Origin of the sequence: Glycomyces terrestris (genome assembly GCF_003933745.1) — a bacterium.
Classification (GTDB): domain Bacteria; phylum Actinomycetota; class Actinomycetes; order Mycobacteriales; family Micromonosporaceae; genus Glycomyces; species Glycomyces terrestris.
This window is the reverse complement of record NZ_RSEB01000001.1, coordinates 890977-917663: the sequence shown is the minus strand read 5'-3', so window position 1 is coordinate 917663 and position 26687 is coordinate 890977. Positions and strand designations below refer to the sequence as shown.

The window sequence follows — 26687 nt, the reverse complement described above, 5'->3', positions numbered from 1 at the left end:
CGCGGAACGCCTCGCACTCGCGGAACCACTGTTCCGCTGACCGCGAGTAGACGCAGGCTGTCGCGGAACGTTTGGAGCAGGACCGCAGGCAGCGCCGTCGCGAGTGCGAACCCGAACAGGGTCGGATCGGAGGCGGTCACGGCAGGCCGGTCGCGGACGGACGCGAGACCGGCCCCACAGGAGCGGGGCCGGTCTCAACAGTGGTGTTCGGGCCCGGGTCAGCGCGGCAGGGCCGTCCGCAGGGCCTCGAAGACCGTCTGGTCCCGGAACTCGAAGCCCATGGCTTCGAGCTTGCGCGGCTTGATGTTCGAGCCGCGGAGCATCTCGATCGCGGCTTCGCCCGCGACGAGCTTGACCGCCCACCCCGGGATGATCCAGGGGGCCGGGCGGTGGAGCGCGGCGCCGAGCGCCGTCGCGAAGTCCTTGTTGCGCACGGCGTTCGGGCCGACCATGTTGACCGGGCCGGAGACGTCGCCCTCGATGACCGCCTTGGCCGCGGCGGTCCAGTCGCGCAGGGAGATCCACGACATGTACTGGCGGCCGCTGCCGAACCGCCCGCCCAGGAAGCACTTCCACGCGGGCACGAAGCGCGCGAGGAGGAGGCTGCCGGGGCCGAGGACGTGGCCGGTGCGCAGGTGCACGACGCGCGCGCCCGCCTCCTCGGCCGGCGCCGTGGCCCGCTCCCAGTCGACGCAGAGCCGGCCGAGGAAGTCTGCCGCCGCCGGGAAGGACTCGTCCACCTCGAGGTCGGCGCGGTCGCCGTACCAGCCCATCGCGGAGGCGTTCACGAGCGCCGGGACCCCGGCCCGCGCGACCGCGGTCGCGAGGACCTGCGTCGGGATCACCCGGGAGGTGCGCAGGCGCCGCTTGTACGCCTCGTTCCAGCGCTGCCCGCCGATCGAGGCGCCGCAGAGGTTGACCACGACGTCGACGCCGTCGAGGATCTGCGGGTCCAGGGCCTCCTTGTATGGGTCCCAGAGGATCTCGTTCTCCTCGTCCGGCCGGTGGCGCACCAGCCGCACGAGGTCGTGCCCTTCGAGTTCGTCCATCAGGGCTTGGCCGAGGTAGCCGCTCGATCCGGCGATGACGATGCGCATGACGACAGCCTATTGCCTCGGCCGGGCATACCACTCCTGGACTTGCGTGCGCAGTCCCGGCGCCTGGAGTTCCGCGTTCGCCTGCACCGCCGCCAGGGTCTGGGCGGCCAGGGCCCGGCGCCACTCGAGTTCGGCGCTCCGCATCGCGGTGTCGATGGCGCACGGGGCCCGGAAGACGGACGCGGGCTCGTCGGCCCACACGCCGTGCCGCCGGATCTCGGCGCACTGGAACGCCTCGTCAGGCCCCTCGATCGCGGTGAGGACGTCCATGAGGGTGATGTCCGCCAGCGGCTTCGCGAGCCGGAACCCGCCCTTCTTGCCCGCGGTCGAGGTGAGGATGCCGGCCTTGACGAGCGGCTGCAACTGCTTGTTGAGGTAGGCCGCCGGCAGGCCGTACCCGGCGGCGAGCCGGGCGGTCGAGACCGGCTCGCCGGTGCCCATCCAGTCGAGGAGCAGGCAGCAGTGCGCGGCCCACTCGACGCCTTCGCTGATTCGCATGAACTCGATACTAGCCCTCCGGATTGCGGCCGGATGTGGCGCTGCGCACGACGATTGCCGATCTTTATCTAGACATGTAATATCTAGATATGAGTTCCGGCGAGGGCCGGAACCGCGACTGGAGGTCCACGACATGAGCACCGTCCCGCAGCCCGTCATCGCCCGCGCCGACGCCGCCGAGCGCCTCGCCCACGCCCACCGCTCCGTCATGACCCTGCTCGCCGACTCCTCCGAGACCGGCGGCGCCCTCTCGGTGACCCGCTCGACGTTCCCCGCCGGCGGCGACGGCGCGCCCTCGCACTTCCACACGGCGACCACCGAGTCCCTGTTCGTCATCGCCGGCCGGCTCCAGGTCCTCACCGGGGACGAGGTCGTCGAGCTCGGCGCGGGGGACTTCGTGTCGATCCCGCCGGGCCTGCCGCACGCCTTCGGCGCGGCCGCCGGGCACGACGCCGACGTCCTCGCGGTCTTCACGCCCGCGGCGGACCGCTTCGACTACTACCGCCTGCTCGAACGCGTCGCCGCGGGCGAGGCCGACCCGGCCGAGATCCCCGCGTCGGGGCAGCGCTACGACAACCACTACGTGGCGAGCGAGGCGTGGCGCCTCGCCCGCGCCTAGGGACGCGACGGCGGCCGCCTCGATCGAGGCGGCCGCCGTGTTTCGTGTCAGAGTCCGAGCCGGGCCAGGTCCAGGCGGCCGAAGCGGTTGCGCCACACGACGCCGGCCTCGAGCCCGGCCATGACCGAGCGTTGCAGGGTGTTGTCCTGCGGCAGCTCCTCGACCGGCGTGTCCTCGGGCCGACCGAAGACGAAGCGCCACAGGTCGCTCCGGTTCCCGGCCGGGTCGCCCTCGCCGATGAGCTCGAACAGCGCCCCGAACCCGGGGATGTTCGAGCGCTCGGGGAGCCAGTCGCGCAGCTGCGGGTCGAGCAGCCACGACTCGCACCGGAACTCCAGGTCCTCGGGGCCCGCGTACCGCTCGGGGAAGACCGCGGGCAGGAACTCCAGGGCCCATTCGACCGAGTCGCGCACGGCGTCGAGCGTGAGCGGCCCGCCCTCGCCGCGGATGTGCATGCCCGCGAAGGGCCGCGGGTCGGGGCCCTCGACGCAGAACTGGAGCCGCCCCAGCTGGTACAGCGCGCCGCGCACGTGCCCGGTGAACCAGTTCGCCACGTCGAGCCCGGCCCGGCCGTGGATCCGCCGGTTGAACCGCAGCTTCTCGCCGAGGTCGGCCAGGACCCGGCGCGACAGCTCCTCGTCGACGCCGCGGTCGCCGTGGAACTTGAGCATGTCCGGGACGGCCGCGAGCAGCGGGAACAGGTGCAGCAGCGGCGCGTCGGCGGGCGGCTTGGGCCAGCCGAGCCACTTCTTGCCGCCCATGTCCGCCGCGATCGACTGGTACAGCCGGTCGGCGGTCTCGTGCGCGGCGCCGTCGACCGCGGCGAGGGCGCGCACCGCGTCGTCGGCGTCCTGGGGGTCGGCGCCGCACCAGTCGAGGAGCAGCTCGCGGACGGCGGCGGCGTCGGGGGCCGGGTAGGGCCGCACGGCACCCGCCTGGGGAAGGTCCTGGGTCACCGGCCTATGTCACCATGAACGGCCCCCCGGCGGCAACATCGGGTCGGTCACCCTAGTCTGGGGGCGTGCGACGGCTGCTGACGCCTCCCTGGATCGTCCTCCACTGCTTCGCCGTGGTGCTGACGGTCGCCTTCGGGCTGCTCGGGTGGTGGCAGCTGACCCGCGCGCAGGGCGGCAACGCCATCAGCTGGGGCTACGCCCTCGAATGGCCGCTGTTCGCGGTCTTCACGGTGGCCCTGTGGGTGCGGCAGATGCGCCTCGAACTGCGCAAGGACCGCCCCGAGGGCGAGTCGCGCCGCAGCCGCCCCGAGCCGCCCCCGATGACCTCGCCGTTCGAGAAGTCCATCTTGGACGCGCGGCGGTCGCCGTCCGAATCCTCCCAGGGGAGCCACGCTTGAACGCCGCTCTGAAACGCTTCCGGATCGTCGCCTGGATCGTCGGCACGTTCCTCATCGCGCTCATGTTCGTCGCCATGCCGCTCAAGTACTTCGGCGGCGACGACACGCTCGTCACGGTCATCAGCCCGATCCACGGCCTCTGCTACATGGTCTACCTCGTGCTCGGCTTCCACCTCGCCCAGCAGGCGGGCTGGAAGTTCTGGCCGCACACCGTGGGCCTGCTGCTCGGCGGGACCGTGCCGGTCGCCTCGTTCTTCGTGGAGCGCTGGGCGCACCGCCGCATCCTCGAGGAGCACCCGCAGGCCGCCGACCCGAAGGTCCGCAGCGAAGAGCCCGTCTGAGACGAAGCGGAAGGGCCCGGCGGTCGCACCGCCGGGCCCTTCCCCATGTCTCACGCCAGGTAGGACCCGGCCTTGAACGTCTCCCAGTCGAGCGTCCAGCCGGTGAAGCCGTCGCCTTGCGGCACTTCGATACCCGTGTTCTTGACGACGACCGGGTCGCCCCAGCGCACGAAGTTGTAGATCCACTCGCCCATCTCGTCGGAGACGTTCAGGCAGCCGTGGGAGCCGTTCGAGACGCCGAGCCGGTCGGCCGCCCACGGGGCGCCGTGGATGAACTGGCCCGAGAACGTCAGGCGCATCGCCCACTTGACGTCGGTCTCGTAGTCGTACAGGTCGGAGACGAAGGTCGACTCCTCCTCGCGGCTCATGATGATCATGGTCCCGGAGAAGGACCGGGCGTCGTGCCCGTCGATCTCGTCGGCGCCCAGCGAGATCGGGATGGTCTGGACGATCGAGCCGTCCAGGTACGCCCGCATCTGCTTCGTGTCGTCGTCGGCCTCCAGCAGCCGCGCCTCGGCGTCGGTGGTGAAGGACGTCTCCTGGTCGAACTCGCCGTACCTGCCGCCGCCGAGGTCGAGGCCGCCGAGCCCGAGCCGGACCGTGACCTGCGTGTTCGGCTGCCAGTACTCCTTGGGCCGGTACTCCAGGGCGCGGCCGGTGATCCAGTGCCACGAGCCCTCCTGCGCCGGCTCGGAGGTCACGAACAGGCGCCGCTCGACCGAGGCCCGCAGGTCCTCGGGGATCTCGTAGTCGGTGAAGCGGAACGCCAGGATCGCGCCCTGCCCGACCGTGGAGTCCTGGCCCGGGAGGTAGTTCTCGATGCCCACCCGGTCGCCGGGGGAGGCGATGACGGTGAACGTGGAGGTCGCGGTGGCGACCAGGCCCGCCTCGTCGGCGGCGGTGACCGTGGCCGTGTAGGTGCCCTCCCATTCGAGGGGGTTCGCCGGCACCCAGGTGGTCCCGTCGGGGTGCATCGCGCCCTCGACGGCCGCGCCGGACGCGTCGACCAGGGTCACCTCCTGGAGCTCGCCGGCCTCGACGGTCCAGGCGATCTCGGTGGCGGCGGTGGCCTCGGCCGAGCCGTCGGCCGGGGTGATCGTCACCTTCGCGGCGCTCTGCGGCTCCTCGGAGGTGGCGTCCTCCGCGTCCGAGATGGTCCCGTCTTCCTTGGTGCAGGCCGCGGCCAGCCCGAGGGCGGCCGCGGAGCCGGCGGCGGCGAGGGCGCCGCGGCGGGTCAGCGGGGAACGTCCGAAGCTCATCGCCCCACGGTACAACCGCGCGGCGACGCCGTGTCCCCTGTGCACCTGTGAGAAACGCGTCGTTCGGGCCGTGCAACCGGGACGCGGCTCAACTGCGCATACTCAGATGGACGTGGTTCGTGTGGTCCGAGGACGGGTCGCCGTACGCGCCCGAGTAGGACTTCCAGCCGCTGCCGGGGAACCAGATCTGGCGGTACCAGATGACGTACTGGACGCCGAGCGCGTCGGCGTTCTCGATGAGCCAGCCCGCGAGGTTCTGCCCGTAGTCGTAGTCCTCGCCGGTCGCGTCGCCGCCGAAGCCGCCCGGCTCCGAGGAGAAGTCGCAGGCCCGGCCCTTGGGGTGCTCGCCGGAGCCGCCGGAGCGGTAGCAGGAGACGTACCTGGTGAACCCGGCGATCTGCGCCTGCTCCAGCGCGTGCAGGGTGCGCGGGGTGATGCAGCCGTTCGCCGGGGTCGGGTCGTCCTCGGTGCAGCCGCCGCCGTCGCCCTCGAACGGCTCGGCCGCGGGCGCGTCGGAGACCGTGGGGCCCACGGCGTCGTCGCCGCCGGAGCCCGCGAGCTCGCGGGCGGCCTCGTCGCGGGCGTCCTCCAGCTCCTCGGCGACGTCGGCCTGCTCGGCGATGTTGTCGTCGAGGGTCTGCTGGAGCGCCTCGATCTCCTGGAGCCGCGCGAGCAGCTCGTTGAGCCGGTCGGCGCGGGACTCCCCGAGGAACTGGAGCATCTCCATCGCCGCGATCGCGTCCTGCGGGTCGCCGGAGGCCAGGAGCGCGGCGGTCGACTGGTAGTCGGAGGTGGTCGACGCGATGTACGCGTAGTCCTCCAGCTCGGCCCGGAGCGCGGCCTGCTCCTCGGTGGAGGCCGCGAGCTCCGCCGCGAGGTCGTCCTCCTGCTGCTCCAGGGCGGCGAGCTCGTCCCGGGCGTTCAGGTAATCCTCGATGGCCTGGCTGAGCGCGTCCGAGGCGCCCTCCTCGCCCTCCTGCGCGCTCGACTGGGAGGCGGGGGAGACCAGGAACACCACGGCGGCGACGGCCGCGACGGGGAGGGTGAGGAGCCGCTTCGCCCCGCGGAAGGGGCGGGCGGCGCGCCTGGCGGCGGTTCCGGCGTTCAAGGCGTGCGGTCCTTCGGTTGCTCGGGGCCGAGTGGGCCGATGGTCGGCCCCAGCCTAGAACGGGAGGATTCCTCTATTCGAACCGGGCCATGTGGCATAACCGCTGGTGGTCGCCGAGTCACGGGGGTGTGGCGTGCCCGACTCGAGGACCGTGGAACGCCTCACGGCCTGATAGGATCGTTCGAATTCGAACCAGCTTCGCGGCTGGCGCCGACGACAGGGAAGGAGGACCGGGATGAGCGCGGGCGATTTCGAGAGCCGCTGGCTCCGGCCCGACGTGAACGCCGTCTGGACCCGGTTCCTCCAGGTCACCCACCGCTTGGAGCACCACATCGACCGGCGCCTCCAGGACAACCACGGCATCACCCACACTCAGTACGAGATCCTCGTGCGGCTCGCCGACAGCGACGAGCGGGCCATGCGCATGAGCGACCTCGCCGACGAGATCGTCACCGCCAAGAGCGCCGTCACCTACCAGGTCAACCGCCTCTCCGAGATGGGCCTGGTCGAGCGCCACAAGTGCGACCGCGACAACCGCGGCACCTGGGTCAAGCTCACCCCGGCCGGGCTCGAGCGCCTGGAGCAGGCCGCGCCGTGCATCCTCTCCCTCGTCCGCGAGCTGTTCCTCGACGACCTCAACTGCGACCAGTCCGCCGAGCTCGACAAGCTCCTGGGCACCTGGTCCGACAACCTCGACGAGCACGAGCGCAACCCGGTCCACCGCCCCGACCACTAGGACCCGCCGATCCGCCCGTCGTCCTGGCGCGCTGCGCGGGCGGTGTACGGCCTGCGGACGGTCGGTGCCGGTGTAGGGTCAGGCCGTGCCGACCTTTCCGCGTCCCCGCCAGACCGTCCCGTACCGCCTCGACGGCCTCGCCGACCTCCTGCCCGAGGCCGGGGACCTGGACCTCGCCGTCACCGGCGTGAGCCTCGCCGCCGGCGCCGTCGAGCCCGGCGACCTCTTCGCGGCCCTGCCCGGCGCGAACCGGCACGGCGCCGAGTTCGCCGCCCAGGCCGCCGAGCGCGGCGCGGTCGCCGTCCTCACCGACGCCCGCGGCGCCGCCCTCCTCCAGTCCGCCTCCGGCGACGCCGCCGGGCGCCTCCCGGTGCTCGTCGCCGACGACCCGCGCACCCTCACCGGCGAGGTCGCCGCCCGCGTCTGGGGCCGGCCCTCCGAGCGCCTCAACCTCATCGGCATCACCGGCACGAACGGCAAGACCTCCACCGCCTACCTCGTCGAGGCCGCCCTCGCGCACGCCGGGCGCACCACCGGCATCATCGGCACGGTCGAGACCCGCATCGCCGGGGACCGGATCGAGTCCGAGCGCACCACCCCCGAGGCCCCCGAGCTCCAGGCGCTCCTGGCGACCGCCCTCGAACGCGGCGTCACCGACGTCGTCATGGAGGTCTCCAGCCACGCCCTCGTCCTCGGCCGCGTCGAAGGCTGCCGCTTCAAGGCCGCCGGGTTCACCATGTTCGGCACCGACCACCTCGACTTTCACGCCGACCTCGACGACTACTTCGCCGCCAAGGCCCGCCTGTTCGACGGCCGCGCCGAGACCGAGGTCCTCAACGCCGACGACCCCCGCGTCGCCACCCTCGCCGACGGGCGCAACCGCACCTTCTCCTTCCGCGACCCCGCCGCCGACTACTACGCGACCGACATCGCCGGGGACGGCTTCACCCAGACGTTCCACCTCACCGGCCCCCACGGCAAGGGCGAGGGCCGCGTGAACATGCCCGGCCGCCACAACGTCGCCAACGCCGTCCTCGCCGTCGCCCTCCTCGAAGCCGTCGGCCTCGACACCGACACCGCGCTCGCCGGCGTCGCCTCCTGCACCGGCGTGCCCGGCCGCATGGAGCTCGTCTCCGGCGACGCGCCCGTGCGCGGCGTCGTCGACTACGCCCACAAGCCCGAGGCGATCACCGCCGTCCTCGCGGCGCTCCGCGAGTCCACGCCCGGCCGCGTGATCGCGATCCTCGGCGCCGGGGGCGACCGCGACCGGTCCAAGCGCCCGCTCATGGGCGCCGCCGCGGCGGCCGCCGCCGACCTGGTCATCGTCACCGACGACAACCCGCGCACCGAGGACCCCGCGCGCATCCGGGACGAGGTGGCCGCCGCTGTCCAGGGCGTGCCCTGCCGTAATATTCCCGGGCGGGAAGTCGCCGTCCGCGAGGCCGCCGCCCTGGCCGCGCCCGGTGACGCCGTCGCCCTCCTCGGCAAGGGGCACGAGACGTACACCGAGACCGCCGACGGCCCGGTGGCGAGCGACGACCGCCTGCTCCTGGCCCGTGCGCTCAGGGACGCAGGCTGGGTGAAACCGGCCCCGCACGCTCAAGCGTGATAGTCCGACAAGCACGACAGCACGAGGAGTCCGCCGCGTGATCCCCATGAGCCTGGCCCAGATCGCCGCCGTCACCGGCGGCACGCTCAGCGACACGGCCGACCCGGAGGCGATCGTCACCGGCGGCGTCGAGTTCGACTCGCGCAAGGCCGGGCCCGGCGGCCTCTTCCTCGCCATCCCCGGCGCCAAGGTCGACGGCCACGACTTCGCCGCCAAGGCCCACGCGCAGGGCGCCGTCGCGACCATCGCGACCCGGCCGATCGACACGCCCGCCGTGTACGTCGACGACGCCGTCGCCGCCCTCACCCGGCTCGCCGAGCACATCGCCGCGACCTCCAAGGCCACGATCATCGGCGTCACCGGCTCCAACGGCAAGACCTCGACGAAGGACCTCATCGGGCAGCTGTGCGCCCGCCTCGGGCCCACCGTCGCCACCGAGGCCAACTTCAACAACGAGCTCGGCCACCCCTACACCGTCTGCCGCACCACGCCCGAGACCGAGTACCTCGTCCTCGAACTCGCGGCCCGCGGCGTCGGCCACATCACGCAGCTGTGCGAGATCGCCCCGCCGTCCATCGGCGTCGTCCTCAACGTCGGCATCTCCCACCTCGACGGCTTCGGCTCCATCGAGACCACCGCAAAGGCCAAGTCCGAGCTGCCGCGCTTCCTCGCCGCCGACGGCACCGCCCTGCTCAACGCCGACGACCCGCGCGTCGCGGCCATGGCCGACGCCACCGCCGCGACCGTCGTCCGCTACGGCGTCCGCGAGGACGCCGAGATCCGCGCGGTCGACGTCGACCCGCGCGACGGCCGCCACGCCTTCACCCTCGTCACCCCTGCCGGCCGCGCCCGCGTCCAACTGCGGCTGTGGGGCGACCACCACGTCTACAACGCCCTCGCCGCCGCGGGTGTCCTCTGGAAGCTCGGCGCGACCCCCGAGCAGATCGCGGAGGGCCTCGGCGAGGCCGGGCGCCTCTCCGAGCGCCGCATGGACGTCTTCACCCGCCCCGACGGCACCGTCGTCATCGACGACTCCTACAACGCCAACCCCGCATCGATGGGCGCGGCCGTCCGCGCCCTCGGGCGGCTCCCGACCGCAGGGCGGCGCATCGCCGTCCTCGGCCTCATGGCCGACCTCGAAGAGCTCGAAGAGGAATGCCACCGGCGCCTCGGCGAGCAGGCCCGCGACGCCGGCGTCGACGAGATCATCGCCGTCGGCGACGGCACCCAACCCATCATTGACGGTGCCGACGGCGTCACCGCCACCCATGTCCCCGATCAAGCCGCGGCCATCGCGCTGCTCGAGAACCGGCTGCGCCCCGGCGACGCCGTCCTGGTGAAGGGTTCCCGCTACCGGACCTGGGACGTCGCCGACCACCTGCGCGCCAAGGAGGAAACCGACCAGTGAGAGCAGTCATCGTCGCCGCGTTCGTGGCGTTCGCGCTCACCATGGCGCTGACGCCCCTCGCGGCCAAGCTGTTCCGCCGCCTCAAGGCCGGACAGCCCATCCGCACCGACGGACCCCAGACCCACCTCGCCAAGGCCGGCACCCCAACCATGGGCGGCGTCGTCTTCATCTTCACCACCGTGCTCGCCTACGTCGCCGGCCACCTCGTCCTCATGGCCCTGCCCGAGGCCGACACCGAGAAGTTCTCCCGTCCCACCGGCTTCACCGCCACCGGCATCGTCCTCATCGGACTCTTCGTCTCCTGCGGCTTCGTCGGCTTCATCGACGACTGGCTCAAGATCCGCCGCAAGCACTCCGGCGGCATCTCCGGCCGCGCCAAGGTCATCGGCCTGAGCATCGCCGCCACGATCTTCGGCATCGTCGCCGTCTACTACCAGGGCTCGATCGTCACCTCCGAGATCTCCGAGACCGTCGCGACCCCGTTCATCTCCTTCACCCGCGACCTCCCGATCAACATCACCGAGATCGGCATGGTCGTCCTCATCGTCCTGCTCGTGAACGCGACCGCCAACGGCGTCAACCTCACCGACGGCCTCGACGGCCTCGCCACCGGCTCCTCGATGATGGCGTTCATGGCGTTCCTCATCATCGGCTTCTGGGAGTACCGCCACTGGTGCGGCGGCGCCCAGCCCGCCGACAACCTCTGCTACGACGTCCGCGACCCCCTCGAGATCGCCCTCATCGCCGGCGCCGCCGCCGGCGCCATGTTCGGCTTCCTGTGGTGGAACACCTCGCCCGCGCAGATCTTCATGGGCGACTCCGGCTCCCTGAGCCTCGGCGCGCTCATCGCCGGACTCGCCATCGCCTCCAAGACGATCCTGCTCCTGCCGATCGTCGGCGCCCTGTTCGTCATCACCACCGCCAGCGTCATGATCCAGGTGACCTCCTTCAAACTCACCGGCAGACGCGTCTTCCGCATGTCCCCGATCCAGCACCACTTCGAACTCGCCGGCTGGTCCGAGGTCACCATCGTGGTCCGGTTCTGGATCATCGCCGGCATCGGCGTCGCCATCGCCCTGGGCTTCTTCTTCGCCGACTTCCTGCGGATCGCGGGGTAGCGCGGTGCCCGACATAGCCAGCAGCGTGCTCGTCGCCGGCGCCCGCGTCGCCGGCGGCGCCTGCGCCGAGGTCCTCCTCGACCGCGGCGCCGCCGTCACCGTCTACGACCGCGACGACTCCGAGCGCCTCCGGGCCCTCGCCGCCCGCGGCGCCCGCACCGCCACCGGCGAGTTCGACCCCGCCCTCCTCGACGGGGTCGGGCAGGTCGTCCTCTCGCCCGGGTTCCCGCCGCACCACCCGATCGCGGCCGCCGCCCGCGAGGCCGGGATCGAGACCTTCTCCGAACCCGAGCTCGCCTGGCGCCTGCGCGAGCCGGGCGCGGCGCGCTGGCTCGCCGTCACCGGCACCAACGGCAAGACCACCACCACGACGATGCTCGCCGCGATGCTCGCCGCCGGGGGCCTGCGCACCGCGGCCCTCGGCAACATCGGCGTCCCGCTCGTCCAGGCCGCCAACGGCCCCTACGACGCGATCGCCGTCGAGCTCTCCAGCTACCAGCTCCACTGGTCCTCGCAGCTCGCCCCGACCGCCGGGGCCGTCCTCAACCTCGCCCCCGACCACCTCGACTGGCACGGCGGCTTCGACAACTACGCCGAGGCCAAGGCCGCCGTCTGGCGCGGCGGCCGCGCCGTCGTCAATCTGGACGACCCGGCCGTCGTCGCCCTCGCCAAGCACACCGAGGCCGAGGTCACCGGGTTCACCCTCAACCACCCCGAGCCCGGCCAGTTCGGCGTCGCGCTCGGATTCCTCGTCGACCACACCGGCGACGCGCCCGTCCAGATCTGCTCGGCCGGCGACGTCAGGCCCGCCGGCTGGCACAACGTCGCCAACGCGCTCGCCGCCGCCGCGCTCGCCCGCGCGGCCGGCGTCGCGCACGAGGACATCGCCGCGGCGATCCGCGCCTACACCCCCGAGCCGCACCGGAACGTGACCGTCGGCGAGTGGGCCGGGGTGACCTGGGTCGACGACTCCAAGGCCACGAACCCGCACGCCGCGGCCGCCGCGCTCGCCGCCTACGACTCGATCGTGTGGGTCGCGGGCGGCCAGCTCAAGGGCGTCGACGTCGACGGCCTGGTCGCGCAGTACGCTCCGAAGATGCGCGCCGCCGTCCTCATCGGACAGGACCGGGCCGAGATCGCCGAAGCGCTCGCGCGACACGCCCCGGACCTCCCCGTCGCCGTCCTCGACGGCGGCGACGATGCCGTCATGACCGACGTCGCCGCCCGCGCCGCCGCCTTCGCGCGGCCCGGGGACACCGTGCTCCTGTCGCCCGCCGCCGCCTCCTACGACATGTTCCGCTCCTACGCCCACCGCGGCGACGCGTTCGCCGACGCGGCGCGCGCCCTGGGAGGCGATGCGTGAGAAGCGGGTTCACCGAGATGCTCCGCGGCCTCCTCGACCGGCCGCTCGCCTCGTACTACCTGCTGCTCTCCTCCGCGGGCCTCCTGCTCACGGTCGGCCTGGTGATGGTCTTCTCCGCCACCATGGTCGAGTCCTACGAGGCCACCGGCAACGCCTTCGCGGTCATCCTCCAGCAGGTCATCTGGGCCGTCGTCGGCCTGATCTGCTTCTGGATCGCACAGCGCCTGCCCGCGCGCACCTACCGCGCGGTCTCGCGCCCGCTGCTCGTCGTCGCGATCCTCCTCGGCCTGTTCCTGGTGGTCATGTCGGTCCGCCAGGACCAGCTGGAGTCCGCCGGCGCCGACGCCGGGAGCGGGATCGCCGACGGCCTGTGGATCAACCTGGGCCCCGTCCAGTTCCAGCCCGCCGAGATCGCCAAGTTCGCGCTCCTGCTGTGGGCCGCGGACTCGCTGGTGCGCCTGGGCCCGCGCATCGCGTCCTGGCGCGACCTCGCGATCCCCATGTTCCCCATCGCGGGCCTGCTCATGATCATCATCGGCTACGCCGACCTGGGGACGATGCTCATCATCGTCGCGATGTTCATCGGCCTCCTGTGGGCCTCGGGGGTGCCGCTGCGCATCCTCGGCGTCCTGTTCGCGATCGCGCTCACCGGCTCGGCCCTGCTCATCGCGTTCGAGGGCTACCGCATGGAGCGCATCATCTCCTTCTCGCGGCCCGAGGACTTCGCCGACACCTGGGGCTACCAGGCCATCCAGGGCTACTACGCGATCGCGGACGGCGGCTGGTTCGGGCTCGGGCTCGGCGAGAGCCGCCAGAAGTGGGACTGGCTCCCCAACGGCCACAACGACTTCATCTTCGCGCTCATCGCGGAGGAGCTCGGCGTCGTCGGCTGCCTGGTCATCCTGGCCCTGTTCGCGGTCCTGGTCTACACCGGCTTCCGGATCGCGCGCCGCTCCGACGACCCGTTCCGGTCGCTCGTCGCCGCGGGCGTCACGATCTGGATCGCCGGGCAGGCGTTCATCAACATCGGCGGCGTCCTCGGCCTCATCCCCATGACCGGCGTCCCGCTCCCGTTCATCTCCGACGGCGGCACCGCGCTCGTCGTCGTCCTCGCCGCGGTCGGGATGCTCGCCGGGTTCGCCCGTGCCGAACCCGACGCCGCGCAGGCGCTGCGGGCGCGCAACCCCTCCCGTCTCGTACGCTTGCTCTGGGCCCCCCTGCCGCCCGCTCCCCGCTCGGAATCCGATTCCGAGGCTCCGAAGAAACCTACGACCAGAAAGACATGACGTTGCCACAGCTTCGATCGGTCGTCCTCGCCGGCGGCGGCACCGGCGGCCACATCTACCCGCTCCTGGCCTACGCCGACTGCCTCCGCCGCCACGACCCCCACGTGCGCGTCACCTGCCTCGGCACCGAGAAGGGCCTGGAGAACGACCTCATCCCCAAGGCCGGGTACGACCTGCGCAACGTCCCCGCGCACCAGCTGCCGCGCAAGGTCAACCTCGACCTCCTCCTGACCGCGCCGCGCATGCTCAAGGCCATGAAGGCCACCCGCGACATCCTCGACGAGGTCCAGGCCGACGCCGTGGTCGGCTTCGGCGGCTACGTCGCCGTCCCCGCCTACCTCGCCGCCTGGCGCCGCAAGACCCCGATGGTCATCTTCGAGTTCAACGACCCGCCCGGGGTCGCCAACAAGCTGGCGCTCAAGTTCAGCGACAACCTCGCGCTCGGCTTCCCGCACCTCGCGCAGGCCTCCCCGATCCTCGCCGACGGCGAGTTCACCGGCGTCCCGCTGCGGCCCGCGATCGCCCACCTCGACCGCAACGCCATGCGCGCCCAGGCCTGCCAGTACTTCGGGCTCGACCCGCGCCGGCCCGTCCTGTTCGTCTACGGCGGCTCCCAGGGCGCGGCCTCGATCAACAACGCCGTCTCCGGCGCGGCCCAGATGCTCGCGCACCGCGGCGTCCAGGTCCTGCACATCACCGGGGCCCGCCGCGACGAGCCGATCCACGTCCCCGAGGGCCTGCCGGTCCCGTACCGCACCCTCCCGTACCTCGACCGCATGGACCTCGGCTACGCGGCCGCGGACATGGTCCTGGCCCGCGGCGGCTCCATGACCGTCGCCGAGGTCTCCGCGCTCGGCATCCCCACGGTCTTCGTCCCCATGCCGTGGGGCAACAAGGAGCAGTACCGCAACGCCGGGCCGGTCGTCGCCGCCGGCGGCGCGATGTTCTGCGACGACGAGAACCTCAGCCCCGGCTGGATCGCCGAGCACCTCATCCCGGTCATCACCGACCGCAACCGCGTCCTCCAGATGTCGCAGGCCGCCGCGGCCTTCGGGTCCCGCACCGGCGACGAGGCGCTCCGCAACTACACGCTGAAGGTGGTCTCGCAGGCATGAGCGATCCCAACGACCTGACCAGCCCCATCGACGAGGGCGTCACCGCCGAGGACCTCGGGCGCGTCCTGTTCATCGGGGTCGGCGGCGTCGGCATGAACGGCCTCACCCGCCTGTACGCCACCCGCGGCCTCCCGGTGTCCGGCTCCGAGCTCAAGGACTGGCCGTCCCTGCCCGAGCTGGAGCGCCACGGCGTGGTGATCCACCGCGAGCACACCGCGTCGAACCTCGACGGCATCGACACCGTGGTGCGCTCCACCGCGCACAACGACGACCACCTGGAGGTCGCCGAGGCCCGCCGCCGCGGCATCCGCGTCTACCACCGCTCCGAGGCCCTCGCCGCCGCGATGACCGGGCGCCGCTCCATCGTCGTCACCGGCACCCACGGCAAGACCACCACGACCGCGATCATCACCCAGATGCTCGAGCACGCCGGCCTCGCACCGTCCTATGTGAACGGCGGCGAGAACATCGGCGCGTACACCGGCGCCCACGGCTCCGGCGACCTCTTCGTCGCCGAAGCCGACGAGTCCGACCGGTCGTTCCTGCGCTACCGGCCCGAGGTCGGCATCGTCACGAACATCGACGTCGACCACCTGAACACCTACGGCGACATGGACGCCCTCACCGAGGCGTTCGAGCGGTTCTGCCGCAACACCGACAAGGACGGCCTCCTCGTCCTGTGCGCCGACAACCCCGGCACCCTCGCGCTCGCTGATAAGCTCCGCGCCGAGGGCCGCACCGTCGCCACCTACGGCTTCAGCGACGGCGCCGACGTCCAGCTCGGCGACGTCGAGTCGAACGTGGACGGCGTCGACTACACGGTCCTGCACCAGCAGCAGGTCCTCGGCCGCTTCCACCTGCCGATGCCCGGCCGCCACATCGCCCTCAACTCCACCGCCGCGATCGCCGTCGGCCTCTACCTCGGCCTCGAACCCGAGGACATCGCCGCCGGCATCGCCGCCTTCGGGGGCGTCAAGCGCCGCTTCGAGAAGCGCGGCGAGGCGCACGGCTACGCCGTCTTCGACGAGTACGCCTACCACCCGACCGCGATGACCGAGGCCGTGAAGACCCTCAAGGAGGTCGCCGGGGACGGGAACCTCGTCGTCGTCTTCCAGCCCTACCGCGTCTACCGCACCATCGCGATGCGCGACGAGATCGCCGCCGCCCTCTCCCTGGCCGACAAGGTCGTCGTCATGGAGATCTTCGGCCCCGGCGAGGAGGTCCCCGAAGGCGAAGGCGGCCAAGCGCTCTGCGACGCGATCGCCCTCCCCGACGAGGACAAGGCGTTCGTCCCCGAATGGGACGACGTCCCCGCCGCCGTCAAGGCCCTCGCCGCCCGCGGCGACGTCGTCGTCACCATGGGCGCCCCGCCCGTCTCCCTCATGCCGGACGACCTCCTGCGCTGAGACCCCCGGACGGGCCCGCCCGCGCGGGCCCGTCCCCCTGCCCCCCAACCGGTCCGCGCGGGGACCGGTCCCGGCGGCCGGCCGGTACGATGGTGACGGCCCCATCACCGACCCGGCAGGTGACACCCCTCCATGGCGACCGTCAGACGGATGATCGCGGACGCGAAGCGCTCCGGCAGCACCTCCCTCGACTGCTCCCGCTGGAACCTGACCGCGGTCCCCGACGGCATCAGGGACCTCAAGTACCTCACCTCGCTCGACCTCTCCGTCAACGGGATCACCCGCCTCCCGGAGTGGATCGGCGAACTCACCAACCTGACCAGCCTCAACCTCTTCGGCAACCGCATCGCCGCCCTGCCCGAGTCCATCGGGGACCTCGCCGAGCTCTCGTGGCTCAACCTCGGCGACAACCAGCTCACCGCCCTCCCCGCCTCGATCGGGAGGCTCGGCTCCCTCGTCCGCCTCGACCTGGACGCCAACCGGATCACCGCGCTCCCCGGCGCCGTCGGCCGCCTCTCGCGGCTGCGCCGCCTCGACCTGCACCGCAACCAGCTCACCGACCTGCCCGCCTCCCTCGCCCGGCTCCAGGCCCTCACCTGGCTCGACGCGGGCGACAACCGCTTCGGCGCCCTGCCCGAGCCGATCACCGAGCTGACCGGCCTCACCTGGCTCGAACTCCACCGCACCGGCCTCACCGAGCTGCCCGAGTCCATCGGCCGCCTCGTCCGCCTCGTCCACCTCGGACTCGACTCCAACCGGCTCTCGACCCTGCCCCGCTCGATCACCGCCCTCACCAGCCTCGACCGGCTGAACCTGAACCGGAACCAGTTCAAGGAGCTGCCCGAGCACATCGGCGCCGTGCCCGCGCTCAGCCGCCTCGACGTCGAGAAGAACGGCCTGCGCTCCCTGCCGCGGTCCCTCCTCGATCTCGAGCACCTCGCCAGCCTCTACCTCGACGGCAACCTCCTGCCGCCCGAGCAGCGCGCCGCGGCCGAGACCGGCCTCCCCGAGCTGCGCAAGCTCATCGAGCGCACCGAGGTCGAAGGCGCCGACTTCCGCGAGTCGAAGCTCGTCCTCGTCGGCGAAGGCGAGGTCGGCAAGAGCTCCCTCCTCGCCGCCATGCGCGGCGAGCCCTTCGACGCCGCCCGCGGCTCCACCCACGGCATCGAGGTCAAGACCCTCGAGCTCACCGGGCCCGGCGGCGAGCCGTCCTCGGCGATCACCTTGAACGCCTGGGACTTCGGCGGCCAGAAGGCGTACCGCCCGACCCACCAGCTGTTCTTCACCGCCCCCGCCGTGTACGCCGTGGTCTGGAAGGCCCGCCAGGGCCCCATGCAGGGCTTCGTCGACTACTGGATCGACCTCATCCGCCGCCGCACCAGCGACGAGCACGTCAGGATCCACATCGTCGCCACCCACACCGACACCGAGGGCCAGCACCCCCGCATCGACCAGGCCGCCCTCAAGGAGCGCCACGGCGACCTCATCGGCGGCTTCCACTTCGTCGACTCCCGCACCGGCCGCGGCGTCGCGGCCCTGAAGGCCGCCCTCTGGGAGTCCGCCGCCGCGATGCCCCAGATCAACCGCGAGGTCCCCGCGAGCTGGCGGAACCTGCGCCGCTCCCTCCTCGAGAGCGGCGAGTCCTACCTGGAGTACGCCGACTACGAGCGCCGCGCCGCCGCCTACGGCCTCGACGCCGAGGCCGCCCGCGCCCTCGCCCGGATCGCCACCCAGCTCGGCTACTGGATCCACTACCCCGAGATCCCCGGCCTCGACGACATCGTGGTCCTCAAGGGCGACTGGCTCTCCACCGCCGTCAGCATCGTCCTCGACGACGACCTCACCGCGAACCGGCACGGCCTCGTCGAACACCCCCGCCTCGCCGAGCTGTGGCACCCCGCGCCCGGGACCCGCCACCGCTACGACCCCAAGCTCCACCCGGCCCTGGTGCGGCTCATGGAGAAGTACGACATCTCCTACCGCATCCCGCCCCAGGGCGGCCGGCCCGAGAGCAGCCTCGTCGCGCAGCTCCTCGACGAGGCCCCGCCGCCTCTGGAGGAGGTCTGGGACCGCTTCGGCGCGCGCCTCGCGCACGACGTCCAGCTGTGCGAGTTCATCGACGCCAACGACGCCAAGGGCGTCCCCGAAGGGCTCATGCACCGGCTCATCGTCCGCTGGCACCGCCACTCCCTCGGCCGCGAGCGGTTCGAGGACGGCGTCCACTGGCAGGGCGGCTTCGTCATCCAGCCCGACCGCTACTCGCGCGCCCTCGTCCGCCTCGAAGGCCAGCGCCTCCGCGTCGAGGTCAAGGCCGTCTATCCCGAGCAGTTCCTCCACGAGTTCGTGCAGGACCTCGAGGAGTACGCTGGCGAGCTGTGGCCCGGCTTCAAGCTCAAGCGGCTCGTGCCGTGCGCGGGCGTGTGCGCCGACCCCGCGGGCTCGCAGCGGGGCCTGTTCGGCATGGAGCGGCTGCTGACGCGCCGCGCCGACGGCAAGCGGACCGCCGAGTGCCGCCGCTGCTGGGCCGACGTCCCGATCGACGGGCTCCTGCGCCGCCGCGCCGCCGCCGACGGCGAGGACGACGCGGTCGTGGCGGTCCGGCCGGACGCCGCGCCGGTCGAGCTGGGGGCCATCGAGCAGTGGAGCCAGATGCGCCAGGACCTCCAGCGGATCGTGGACCTGCTCTCGGACGAGGCCGCCGACGGGCCCCGCGTCTACTCGGTCGAGCTGCGCGACCGGCAGGCCTGGACCAAGCGGCTCTCGCACGTCGGCATCCGCGTGGTCCTGTGGTGCGAGCACTCGCGGCTGCCGCTGTACGTCCTCGACGGGGACCCGGCGAGCGGCGTCTTCGACATCGACGTGCCCCGCGACTGGCTCGTGAAGTCCGCGCCCCTGATCAAGAACACCCTCAAGGTCCTGTGGTCGACGGTGCTCCCGGGCGCCTCGGTCGCCGCCGACCTCGTCTTCCCCTCCTTCGACCCGACCGCGATCGAGAACCACCTCGAGCTCGCCGAGGAGTCGTTCAAGGTCATCGCCGAGCTCGGCGAGGTCGAGGCCGACCCGACCACGGACCTGCCCTGGGGGAACGGCGCCGGCGCGGCCCACTCGGGCGCCGAGCTGCGCCGCCTGCACGCGTTCCTGAACAAGACCGACCCCGGCTACGGCGGCTTGGAGCGCGTCCGCGACCGGGGCCGCTTCCTGTGGGTCCACCCGCGCTTCGCCACCGAGTACCGCGCCGGCACCCCGACCTTCTAGCGGGCACGGGAACGGCGGCCGCCGTCCGGCGGCCGCCTTCCCCGGAACCCGTTCAGTCCCAGGCGGTCCCGTTGCGCCAGTAGCCCATGAACGCCCCCGACTCCTTCGGCAGGCCGAGCTCCTTGCGGATCGTGAAGCGGAGCGTCTTGACCACGCCGGTCTCGGCCGCGATCCACACGTACGCGCCGCCGGCGCCGACCTCCTGGGGCGCGTCCCAGATCATGTCCTCGCCGGTCTCCTCGAACTCGCCGCCCGCGCCGAGGTCCATGGCGCGGGCCGCGTCGGCGACGGCCGGGACGAGGCGCTCGCCCCAGGCCGCGCCCTCGCGCGGCAGCCAGTGCACCGCGACGTCGGCGGGCGCGTCCACCTCCAGGACGTCGGCCGCGGTCGGCACCTCGATGAAGACCCGGCCGCTCGCGGTCACCGGCAGGTGCTCGAGGATCGCGGCGATCGCCGGGGCCGCGGTCTCGTCGCCCGCGATCAGGAGCTCCGCGCCCTCGGGGGCGCGGAAGTCGATGCCGCCGGCGTCCCCGTCGAAGCGCGCGTCCGGGCCCAGCAGGAGCAGTTCGTCGCCGACGGCCGCGGTCCGCAGCCACCGCAGCGCCGGGCCGCAGTGCTCGTCCGACTCGGCCTCGTGCACGACCATGTCGACGTCGACCTCGCCGAGGTCGTGCCGCACGTCCCGCACGGTGTAGGTGCGCACCCCGCACTGCTCCTCCTCGGGGAGGGCCCGCAGCTCGGAGTACCAGCGCTCGGTGCGCGGCATCTTGTCGAAGCCGCACGCGGGGGCGGGGAAGATGAGTTTGAAGCGCTGGTCGAACCCGTTGTCGGCGAAGTGGCGCAGGGCCTCGCCGGCGAAGGTCACCCGGAGGAACGCGGGGCTCAGGCGCCGCAGCGCCCGCACCCGGGCGGGGAACAGGTCGAACGGCCGGACGGCCGGGGCCGCCTCGGTCTGGGCCTGGGTCTGGGTCGCCACGCGCGGTCCTCCTCTAGGAATAAGGTTTGCCTAACCTTATCGAACGACGCGGCGTGCCGCCACCGCCCGGTGGCCCGTCCGTGCCATGATCGACGCATGCGCGGCTCCGACAATCCGGCCGGGTCGGGGACCCGGCGGCTCGTCCACGTGGTGCGCCGCGGCATCCCCGACAAGCGCCTGCGGCTCGCCGTCGCCGGCGTCCTCGCCCTGCTCCTGGCGGCGTTCACGGTCCTGTGGACGGTGCCCTGGTTCGAGGTGCGGCGGATCGAGGTCGCGGGCACCGCGGTCCTCGACCCCGCCGAAGTCCAGGCGCTCGGCCAAGGGGCCCTTGGGGATCCGCTGCTCGGGGCCGATCTCGACGCGCTCGCCGCCGACGTCGCCGCGCTCGCGCCGGTCGCGTCGGTGGACGTCTCGCGCTCCTGGCCCGACGCGCTCCTGGTGGAGGTCACCGAGCGGACGCCGTATATGGCCGTTCCCACCGGAGACGAGACTTTTCTCATGGTCGATTCCGACGGTGTGGCATTCGACGAGGCCGATTCGCCTTTCGGTACTCATTGGATTGTCGAACTCGACGACCCGTCACCGGACGACCTCGCCACGATCGAGGCCCTCGCGGTCCTCGAGTCGGTCCCCGCGGACCTCGCCGACGAGGTCGAACACGTCGAGGCCCCGTCCCCCGCGGGCATCACGCTGTTCCTCGAAGGTGGACGGACGGTCACGTGGGGCGACGGCTCCGAGGGCGAGCAGAAGGCCGAGGTGGTCGATCGATTGCTGGCGGTCGGGTACGAACATGTCGATGTCAGCGCACCAGATGCACCCACTGTGAGTTAGCGTTAAGGGGGAGCGGGTGTGCGCGCACATCCCGTTTGTCGCACCCAGGGCCGCGAAGGGGAAGGAAGGCAGCCGCGATGACACCACCGCACAACTACCTCGCCGTCATCAAAGTCGTTGGAGTCGGAGGCGGCGGCGTCAATGCTGTCAACCGGATGATCGAGGCGGGCCTCAAGGGCGTCGAGTTCATCGCCATCAACACCGACGCCCAGGCGCTCCTGATGAGCGACGCCGACGTCAAGCTCGACGTCGGCCGGGAGCTGACGCGCGGCCTCGGCGCCGGCGCGAACCCCGAAGTGGGCGCGAAGGCCTGCGAGGACCACCGCGACGAGATCGAAGAGGTCCTCAAGGGAGCCGACATGGTCTTCGTGACCTGCGGCGAGGGCGGCGGCACCGGCACCGGCGGCGCCCCGGTCATCGCGAACATCGCCCGCAAGCTCGGCGCGCTCACGATCGGCGTGGTCACCCGGCCGTTCGCCTTCGAGGGCAAGCGCCGCCAGACCCAAGCGGTGTCGGGAATAGAGGATCTGCGCAACGAGTGCGACACGCTGATCGTCATCCCCAACGACCGCCTGCTCCACCTCGGCGACCGCTCGATCTCCATGATGGACGCCTTCCGCCTCGCCGACCAGGTGCTGCTCTCCGGTGTCCAGGGCATCACCGACCTGATCACCACGCCCGGCCTCATCAACCTCGACTTCGCCGACGTCAAGAGCGTCATGTCCGGCGCCGGCTCGGCCCTCATGGGCATCGGCTCGGCGCGCGGCGAGAACCGCGCGGTCGAGGCCGCGCGCGCCGCGATCGAGTCGCCGCTGCTGGAGCAGAGCATGGAGGGCGCGCGCGGCGTGCTGCTGTCCATCGCGGGCGGCTCCGACCTGGGCCTGTTCGAGATCAACGACGCGGCCGAGCTCGTCTCGGACTGCGCGCACACCGACGCGAACATCATCTTCGGCGCGGTCATCGACGACGCCCTCGGCGAAGAGGCCCGCGTGACCGTCATCGCCGCCGGCTTCGACGTCGAGGACGAGACCGCCTTCGAACTGGCGCAGCCGACCCGGATCACGGCGCTGCCCGAGCAGAAGCCGGAGCCGGTCCGCGAGGCCAAGCCCGAGCCGGAGCGCGAGTCCGGCGCCGGCAAGGTCCTCTTCGACGACGTCGACGTCCCCTCCTTCCTCAAAGAGGGCTTCTAGCGGCGGCGCTCCGTCGGGTCGCGACGACTCGGCGGACCGCCGCCCGCCGCCCCCTTGCACGCCCGAACCCCACCGCCGAGGACCGCCTTGACCACAGATGCGCGCCGAGCCCAGTTGCGGGACAACCTGAACCGGACGCGCGAGGCCCTCGCCGCCGCCTGCGCCGACGCGGGCCGCGACCCCGCCTCGGTCCGCCTCATCGCCGTCACCAAGACCTTCCCCGCCGCCGACGCGGCCGCCCTCGCCGAACTCGGCCAGCGCGACCTGGGGGAGAACCGCGACCAGGAGGCCGCGCCGAAGGCCGCCGACCTCGCCGCCCGCGGCCTGGACCCGGTGTGGCACTTCGTGGGTCAGCTCCAGCGCAACAAGGCCCGCTCGGTCGCCGGGTACGCGCACTGGGTCCACTCGGTCGACCGCGCCCGCCTCGTCGACGCCCTCGAAGGCGCCGCGGCGTCCTCGGGGCGGGACCGGAACCTGAACGCGCTCATCCAGGTGAGCCTCGACGGGGACACCTCCCGCGGCGGGGTGCCCGTCGCCGAGGTCGAGCCGCTCGCCGAGCGCATCGCCGCGGCGCGCCACCTCGACCTCAAGGGGGTCATGGCCGTCGCGCCGCTCGGCTGGGAGCCCGCGAGGGCCTTTGCGCTGCTTCGGGAGTGCTCCGAGGCGGTGCGGCGGGTGGACCCGGCCGCGACCGAGGTCTCGGCCGGCATGAGCGGCGACTTCCGGGAGGCCGTGGCGTGCGGCGCCACAATGGTCAGACTCGGGAGAAACGTCCTCGGCGAACGTGAGTCGATGGCGTAAGGTATACGGCAGTAAAGGGATCTATGCCGCGGCCGTTCACCGGCGAACCGCGGAAAAACACCTCCGTGTAAGGAGTCGGCGCTAGGATGAGACCGCGTACCTGACTCAATTGCAGGGGCGGCCCGAGGAGGGAGCACGATCGATGGGCGCGATGCGGAAGGCAGGCATCTGGCTCGGCCTCATCGAGGACGAGGAGGATCGCGGCTACAACGGGTTCGAGGAGAACGACGAGTTCGCCGAGGAGCCGGCGCCCGTGCGCGCGCGCGGAGCGCAGCGGACCACCGGCCGGGTGGGCCGTCCCGCCGAGGAGCGCAGCCCCGTCCGCCAGCTCAACCGCGGCTCCGGCTCGGTCACGCCGCTGACGCGCGACAACCTCGCGCTCGCCGAGCCGGCGATGGTCCGGCCCGCGCCGGCCGAGGAGGAGTCGCACGCGAACTACCGGATCACGACGCTCCACCCCACGACCTACAACGAGGCGCGCACGATCGGCGAGCGCTACCGCGACGGCACGCCGGTGATCATGAACCTCTCGGAGATGGAGGAGGCCGACGCCAAGCGCCTGGTCGACTTCGCCGCGGGGCTCATCTTCGGCACCCGGGGCTCGTTCGAGCGGGTGACCAACCGTGTGTTCCTCCTCTCTCCTCCGCACGTCCAGGTGACGGCGGAGGACAAGGCGAAGATCGCCGAGGGCGGGTTCTTCAACCAGTCGTGACCGGCCGGATAGACTCCGTACCGTGAACCTGGCACTCCAGCTCGTGTACTTGGCGCTCTTCGCGTTCTACCTGTTCCTACTGGCTCGCCTGGTGTGCAGCGTGGTGGTCCAGTTCTCCCGGCGCTGGGAGCCCGGCCCTCGGGCCGCGGCCCTGCTGGAGACGGTCTACAGCGTGACCGACCCTCCCCTGAAGGGGTTGAGGAAGGTGATACCCCCTCTCAGGCTTGGTACTGTATCGATTGATCTGGCGTTCCTGGCGCTGCTCCTGATCGTGTGGATCCTGATGGACTTCGTCATCGGGAGAAACCTCTCCTAGCAGCTCCGGGCGGGGGTGCACGATGCGGTTATCGTGTCGAGTGGCCTTGTGCGCCAGGCGAACAGCTGAGAAGGAGTTTCGAATGCCGCTGACCCCAGCAGACGTTCACAACGTCACGTTCAAGAAACCCATGCTCGGAAAGCGCGGATACGACGAGGACGAGGTCGACGGTTTCCTCGACGAGGTCGAGCGCGAACTCGCTCGCCTCAGCGATGAGAACGGCGAACTTCGCGCGCAACTCGACAGCCTCCGCGCCGGTGCTCCCCCCGGGGCCGCCGACCACGCCGAGATGGCCGCCGCACTCGACCGGGTGCAGCGCGAGAAGCACGCCATGGAGCAGCAGCTCCAGGAGCTCGACGCCGAGCTGCACGAGATGCACCAGCAGATGGTCGCCGCGCAGCAGCAGGCCCAGCAGCTCCAGCAGGAACTGGCCCAGCGCGGCCCGCAGCAGGACGCGTCCGCGCCCGGCGGGGCCGGCGGCGAGCAGGAGGCCCTGCGCCTCCTCATGGTCGCCCAGCGCACCGCCGACGAGCACCTCGAGGACTCCCGCCGGGAGGCCGAGGACCTGGTCACCCAGGCCCAGCGCGAGGCCCAGACGATGGTCGCCGACGCCCAGCGCGAGTCGCAGTCGATGCTGACCCAGGCCCAGCGCGAGTCCAAGACCATGGTCACCGAGGCTCAGCGCGACGCCGACACGATGGTCACCGAGGCCCGCGCGCAGGCGGAGGACCTGGTCGGCCAGGCCCGCGACAAGGCCGAGCGCATGGAGCTCGAGGCCGAGGAGGAGCGCCAGAAAATCATCGGCCAGCTGGAGGAGTCCCGCACCTCGCTGCTGCACAACATCGAGGAGCTCAAGACCTTCGAGCGCGAGTACCGCACCCGCCTCAAGCTCTACCTCGAGAGCCAGCTCCGCGACCTGAACGGCCAGCAGAGCCGCACGCAGGACGAGGCCTTCGAGGAGGCCCAGCGCGAGACCGGCAACGAGCGCACGGGCGCCCGGTCGGCCTTCGTGATGCAGGGCGGCCGCGGCTGACCCTCCCCGCCTTCCGGGGGCCGCTGCCGCGTGCCGAGGCAGGTGTCGCGCCAGGCGACATTGGCACGCCTGCGGGCATAACCTGAACGGGGATCGCCTCGTTATCCATGGGTGAGCGGGTGAGGGCGCCGGTGCTCTGCGGAGCACCGCCGACGCCCTCACCACCGCCACCACCATGCGTTAACGATCCGCGGTCCCCGGTTCGCCGGGGGCCGCGTCGGACCGCGTGCGGGACCGCTGCCCGCGCGCAGGGGAGGACTCGACGTGATCGTCAGCAGCCTGCTGATCCTCGTCATTGCGGCGGTCTTGCTGGTCACCGGCATGATCACCGGAAACGACCAGTTGCTGGTCTCGTCGATCTCGGCGAGCCTCGCCGCCGGGGTCGCGCTCTACGTCGGCATCCGCGGGAGGGGCGCCAAGCGCCCGCGCATCGCCTCCCAGCGGACGGCCGACGACGACACGCAGCAGTTCCGCCGGATCGGCGGCGACGACACCCCGACCACCGAGCTGCCGCTCCTGGAGGGCAAGGTCTTCGAGTCCACCGACTACGCGGTGGACCGGGACCCGGAGCTGCGCTTCGAGGAGCCGCCGCGGCAGGCGGCGAGCCACCGGGCACCCGAGTCCCTGGCCGACGAGCCCACCGAGCAGCGCATGTCCAGCGTCGAGGCCGCCGCGCTCATGCGCCTGGACACCGAGGTCGCCGTGGTCGACGGCCGCCCGCGCTTCCACCACACCCGCTGCGCGCACCTGCACGGCCGCGAGCACGAGCCGCTCCCGGTCGCCGAGGCGCTCGAACTCGGGTTCACGCCCTGCGGCATGTGCGAGCCGGTCTCGCGCCTGCTGATGGCCCCGCTCGCCGGGCGCTGATCCGCGGCGCCCGCACGGGTTCCCTGACGCCACGGGTCTCCTGACGCCCCGGGTTCCCTGACGCCTCGGTTTTCCTGACGCACAGTCCGGAGGCAAGTTCCCGAAGTAATTGACCTCGTTGCAGGTCTTGCGTATCCTGTGTGCTTAATTGCGCGGCAGGTGCCCGCCTCGGCGGGGCCTGGCGCGCATTGTCCTCGTTTCCGACGGGGACGTCAGGAGTACGCCAACTCGGGAGCCGCGATGCCGAACGCCCGACCCAGGGCACTGCCCCGACCCCGGCGTGCCCAGGCCAGACCGGAACCCGAGCCGACACACCCCTCCAGAGGCGCGTCATGAGTCCAGCCAAGAAGACCCAGCAGCAGGCCGCGAAGCAGACGGCGGTGAAGACC

General features: G+C 72.0%; 24 protein-coding genes and 1 pseudogene. 19 read left to right on the top strand and 6 right to left on the bottom strand.

Translation table 11 applies throughout. The annotated features are described in order from the left end of the window. Positions 1-218: 218 nt before the first annotated feature. Together EIW28_RS04390 and EIW28_RS04385 are read right to left on the bottom strand one after the other, a co-directional pair. Positions 219-1097 (bottom strand): TIGR01777 family oxidoreductase, encoded by an 879-nt coding sequence (locus tag EIW28_RS04390; RefSeq protein ID WP_125246458.1) that lies wholly within the window; start codon positions 1095-1097, stop codon positions 219-221. A 9-nt stretch (positions 1098-1106) separates the two neighbouring features. Beyond that, on the bottom strand, positions 1107-1595 hold the full coding sequence (locus tag EIW28_RS04385; protein WP_125246457.1) for an RrF2 family transcriptional regulator: 489 nt from the start codon (positions 1593-1595) through the stop codon (positions 1107-1109). A gap of 133 nt (positions 1596-1728) precedes the next feature. On the opposite strand from EIW28_RS04385, the gene EIW28_RS04380 reads away from it, so the two are divergent. Further along, the gene (locus EIW28_RS04380) at positions 1729-2214 is read left to right on the top strand and encodes a cupin domain-containing protein (RefSeq protein ID WP_125246456.1); all 486 of its coding nucleotides are present in this window, start codon (positions 1729-1731) and stop codon (positions 2212-2214) included. A gap of 47 nt (positions 2215-2261) precedes the next feature. Here EIW28_RS04380 and EIW28_RS24090 read toward each other — a convergent pair whose 3' ends face one another. Beyond that, entirely contained in the window at positions 2262-3170 is a 909-nt protein-coding gene (locus EIW28_RS24090) for an acyltransferase domain-containing protein (protein WP_158630284.1), read from the bottom strand. Between the two features lie 65 nt (positions 3171-3235). Here EIW28_RS24090 and EIW28_RS04370 point away from each other — a divergent pair, with 65 nt between their 5' ends. Together EIW28_RS04370 and EIW28_RS04365 are read left to right on the top strand one after the other, a co-directional pair. Further along, positions 3236-3568: a hypothetical protein gene (locus EIW28_RS04370; protein WP_125246455.1), complete on the top strand. Its 333-nt coding sequence runs from the start codon at positions 3236-3238 to the stop codon at positions 3566-3568. Further along, positions 3565-3909, top strand: coding sequence for a DUF3817 domain-containing protein (locus EIW28_RS04365; RefSeq protein WP_125246454.1), 345 nt, complete (start codon positions 3565-3567; stop codon positions 3907-3909). Before EIW28_RS04370 ends, EIW28_RS04365 begins: the two co-directional genes overlap by 4 nt. Before the next feature lie 50 nt (positions 3910-3959). Here the strand turns inward: EIW28_RS04365 and EIW28_RS04360 are convergent, their stop codons facing one another. Further along, complete coding sequence (locus EIW28_RS04360) at positions 3960-5168, bottom strand: L,D-transpeptidase (RefSeq protein ID WP_125246453.1); 1209 nt, start codon at positions 5166-5168, stop codon at positions 3960-3962. Between the two features lie 88 nt (positions 5169-5256). Further along, positions 5257-6276: a coiled-coil domain-containing protein gene (locus EIW28_RS04355; protein WP_125246452.1), complete on the bottom strand. Its 1020-nt coding sequence runs from the start codon at positions 6274-6276 to the stop codon at positions 5257-5259. Between the two features lie 235 nt (positions 6277-6511). Here EIW28_RS04355 and EIW28_RS04350 point away from each other — a divergent pair, with 235 nt between their 5' ends. From EIW28_RS04350 to EIW28_RS04310, 9 genes are all read left to right on the top strand, one after another. Continuing rightward, complete coding sequence (locus EIW28_RS04350; RefSeq protein ID WP_125246451.1) at positions 6512-7012, top strand: MarR family winged helix-turn-helix transcriptional regulator; 501 nt, start codon at positions 6512-6514, stop codon at positions 7010-7012. Between the two features lie 85 nt (positions 7013-7097). After that, positions 7098-8621, top strand: coding sequence for a UDP-N-acetylmuramoyl-L-alanyl-D-glutamate--2,6-diaminopimelate ligase (locus EIW28_RS04345; protein ID WP_125246450.1), 1524 nt, complete (start codon positions 7098-7100; stop codon positions 8619-8621). 37 nt (positions 8622-8658) lie between these two features. Then, positions 8659-10029 carry a UDP-N-acetylmuramoyl-tripeptide--D-alanyl-D-alanine ligase gene (locus EIW28_RS04340; protein ID WP_125246449.1) on the top strand — a complete coding sequence of 457 codons (1371 nt, stop codon included), beginning with the start codon at positions 8659-8661 and terminating at the stop codon, positions 10027-10029. Then, positions 10026-11147 (top strand): phospho-N-acetylmuramoyl-pentapeptide-transferase, encoded by a 1122-nt coding sequence (mraY, locus tag EIW28_RS04335; protein ID WP_125246448.1) that lies wholly within the window; start codon positions 10026-10028, stop codon positions 11145-11147. The genes EIW28_RS04340 and mraY overlap by 4 nt, the downstream gene beginning before the upstream one ends. Positions 11148-11151: 4 nt before the next feature. Next, positions 11152-12510, top strand: coding sequence for a UDP-N-acetylmuramoyl-L-alanine--D-glutamate ligase (gene murD, locus EIW28_RS04330; RefSeq protein WP_187350568.1), 1359 nt, complete (start codon positions 11152-11154; stop codon positions 12508-12510). Then, entirely contained in the window at positions 12507-13796 is a 1290-nt protein-coding gene (locus EIW28_RS04325) for an FtsW/RodA/SpoVE family cell cycle protein (protein WP_232013788.1), read from the top strand. Before murD ends, EIW28_RS04325 begins: the two co-directional genes overlap by 4 nt. Before the next feature lie 2 nt (positions 13797-13798). Continuing rightward, positions 13799-14911, top strand: coding sequence for a UDP-N-acetylglucosamine--N-acetylmuramyl-(pentapeptide) pyrophosphoryl-undecaprenol N-acetylglucosamine transferase (locus tag EIW28_RS04320; protein WP_125246447.1), 1113 nt, complete (start codon positions 13799-13801; stop codon positions 14909-14911). Beyond that, positions 14908-16317 carry a UDP-N-acetylmuramate--L-alanine ligase gene (gene murC, locus EIW28_RS04315; protein WP_125246446.1) on the top strand — a complete coding sequence of 470 codons (1410 nt, stop codon included), beginning with the start codon at positions 14908-14910 and terminating at the stop codon, positions 16315-16317. Before EIW28_RS04320 ends, murC begins: the two co-directional genes overlap by 4 nt. Before the next feature lie 132 nt (positions 16318-16449). Next, entirely contained in the window at positions 16450-19572 is a 3123-nt protein-coding gene (locus tag EIW28_RS04310) for a leucine-rich repeat domain-containing protein (RefSeq protein ID WP_125246445.1), read from the top strand. A gap of 52 nt (positions 19573-19624) precedes the next feature. On the opposite strand, the gene EIW28_RS04305 is transcribed toward EIW28_RS04310, so the two are convergent. After that, positions 19625-20548, bottom strand: coding sequence for a siderophore-interacting protein (locus tag EIW28_RS04305; protein ID WP_125246444.1), 924 nt, complete (start codon positions 20546-20548; stop codon positions 19625-19627). Between the two features lie 96 nt (positions 20549-20644). On the opposite strand from EIW28_RS04305, the gene EIW28_RS04300 reads away from it, so the two are divergent. From EIW28_RS04300 to EIW28_RS04270, 7 genes and pseudogenes are all read left to right on the top strand, one after another. After that, a complete protein-coding gene (locus EIW28_RS04300) occupies positions 20645-21379 on the top strand; it encodes a cell division protein FtsQ/DivIB (protein ID WP_125246443.1) in 735 nt (244 codons plus the stop codon). A gap of 77 nt (positions 21380-21456) precedes the next feature. Further along, positions 21457-22399 (top strand): annotated as a pseudogene (gene ftsZ / locus EIW28_RS04295) (cell division protein FtsZ); the annotation flags it as partial. Positions 22400-22656: 257 nt separating this feature from the next. After that, positions 22657-23370, top strand: coding sequence for a YggS family pyridoxal phosphate-dependent enzyme (locus EIW28_RS04290; RefSeq protein WP_125246441.1), 714 nt, complete (start codon positions 22657-22659; stop codon positions 23368-23370). A gap of 142 nt (positions 23371-23512) precedes the next feature. Beyond that, complete coding sequence (locus tag EIW28_RS04285; protein ID WP_125246440.1) at positions 23513-24082, top strand: cell division protein SepF; 570 nt, start codon at positions 23513-23515, stop codon at positions 24080-24082. A 22-nt stretch (positions 24083-24104) separates the two neighbouring features. Beyond that, positions 24105-24398: a YggT family protein gene (locus EIW28_RS04280; RefSeq protein ID WP_125246439.1), complete on the top strand. Its 294-nt coding sequence runs from the start codon at positions 24105-24107 to the stop codon at positions 24396-24398. 82 nt (positions 24399-24480) lie between these two features. After that, positions 24481-25431, top strand: a complete 951-nt coding sequence (locus tag EIW28_RS04275; RefSeq protein WP_125246438.1) for a DivIVA domain-containing protein — start codon at positions 24481-24483, stop codon at positions 25429-25431. A 264-nt stretch (positions 25432-25695) separates the two neighbouring features. Then, positions 25696-26298 carry a hypothetical protein gene (locus EIW28_RS04270; RefSeq protein ID WP_125246437.1) on the top strand — a complete coding sequence of 201 codons (603 nt, stop codon included), beginning with the start codon at positions 25696-25698 and terminating at the stop codon, positions 26296-26298. The last annotated feature ends 389 nt before the right edge of the window (positions 26299-26687 follow it).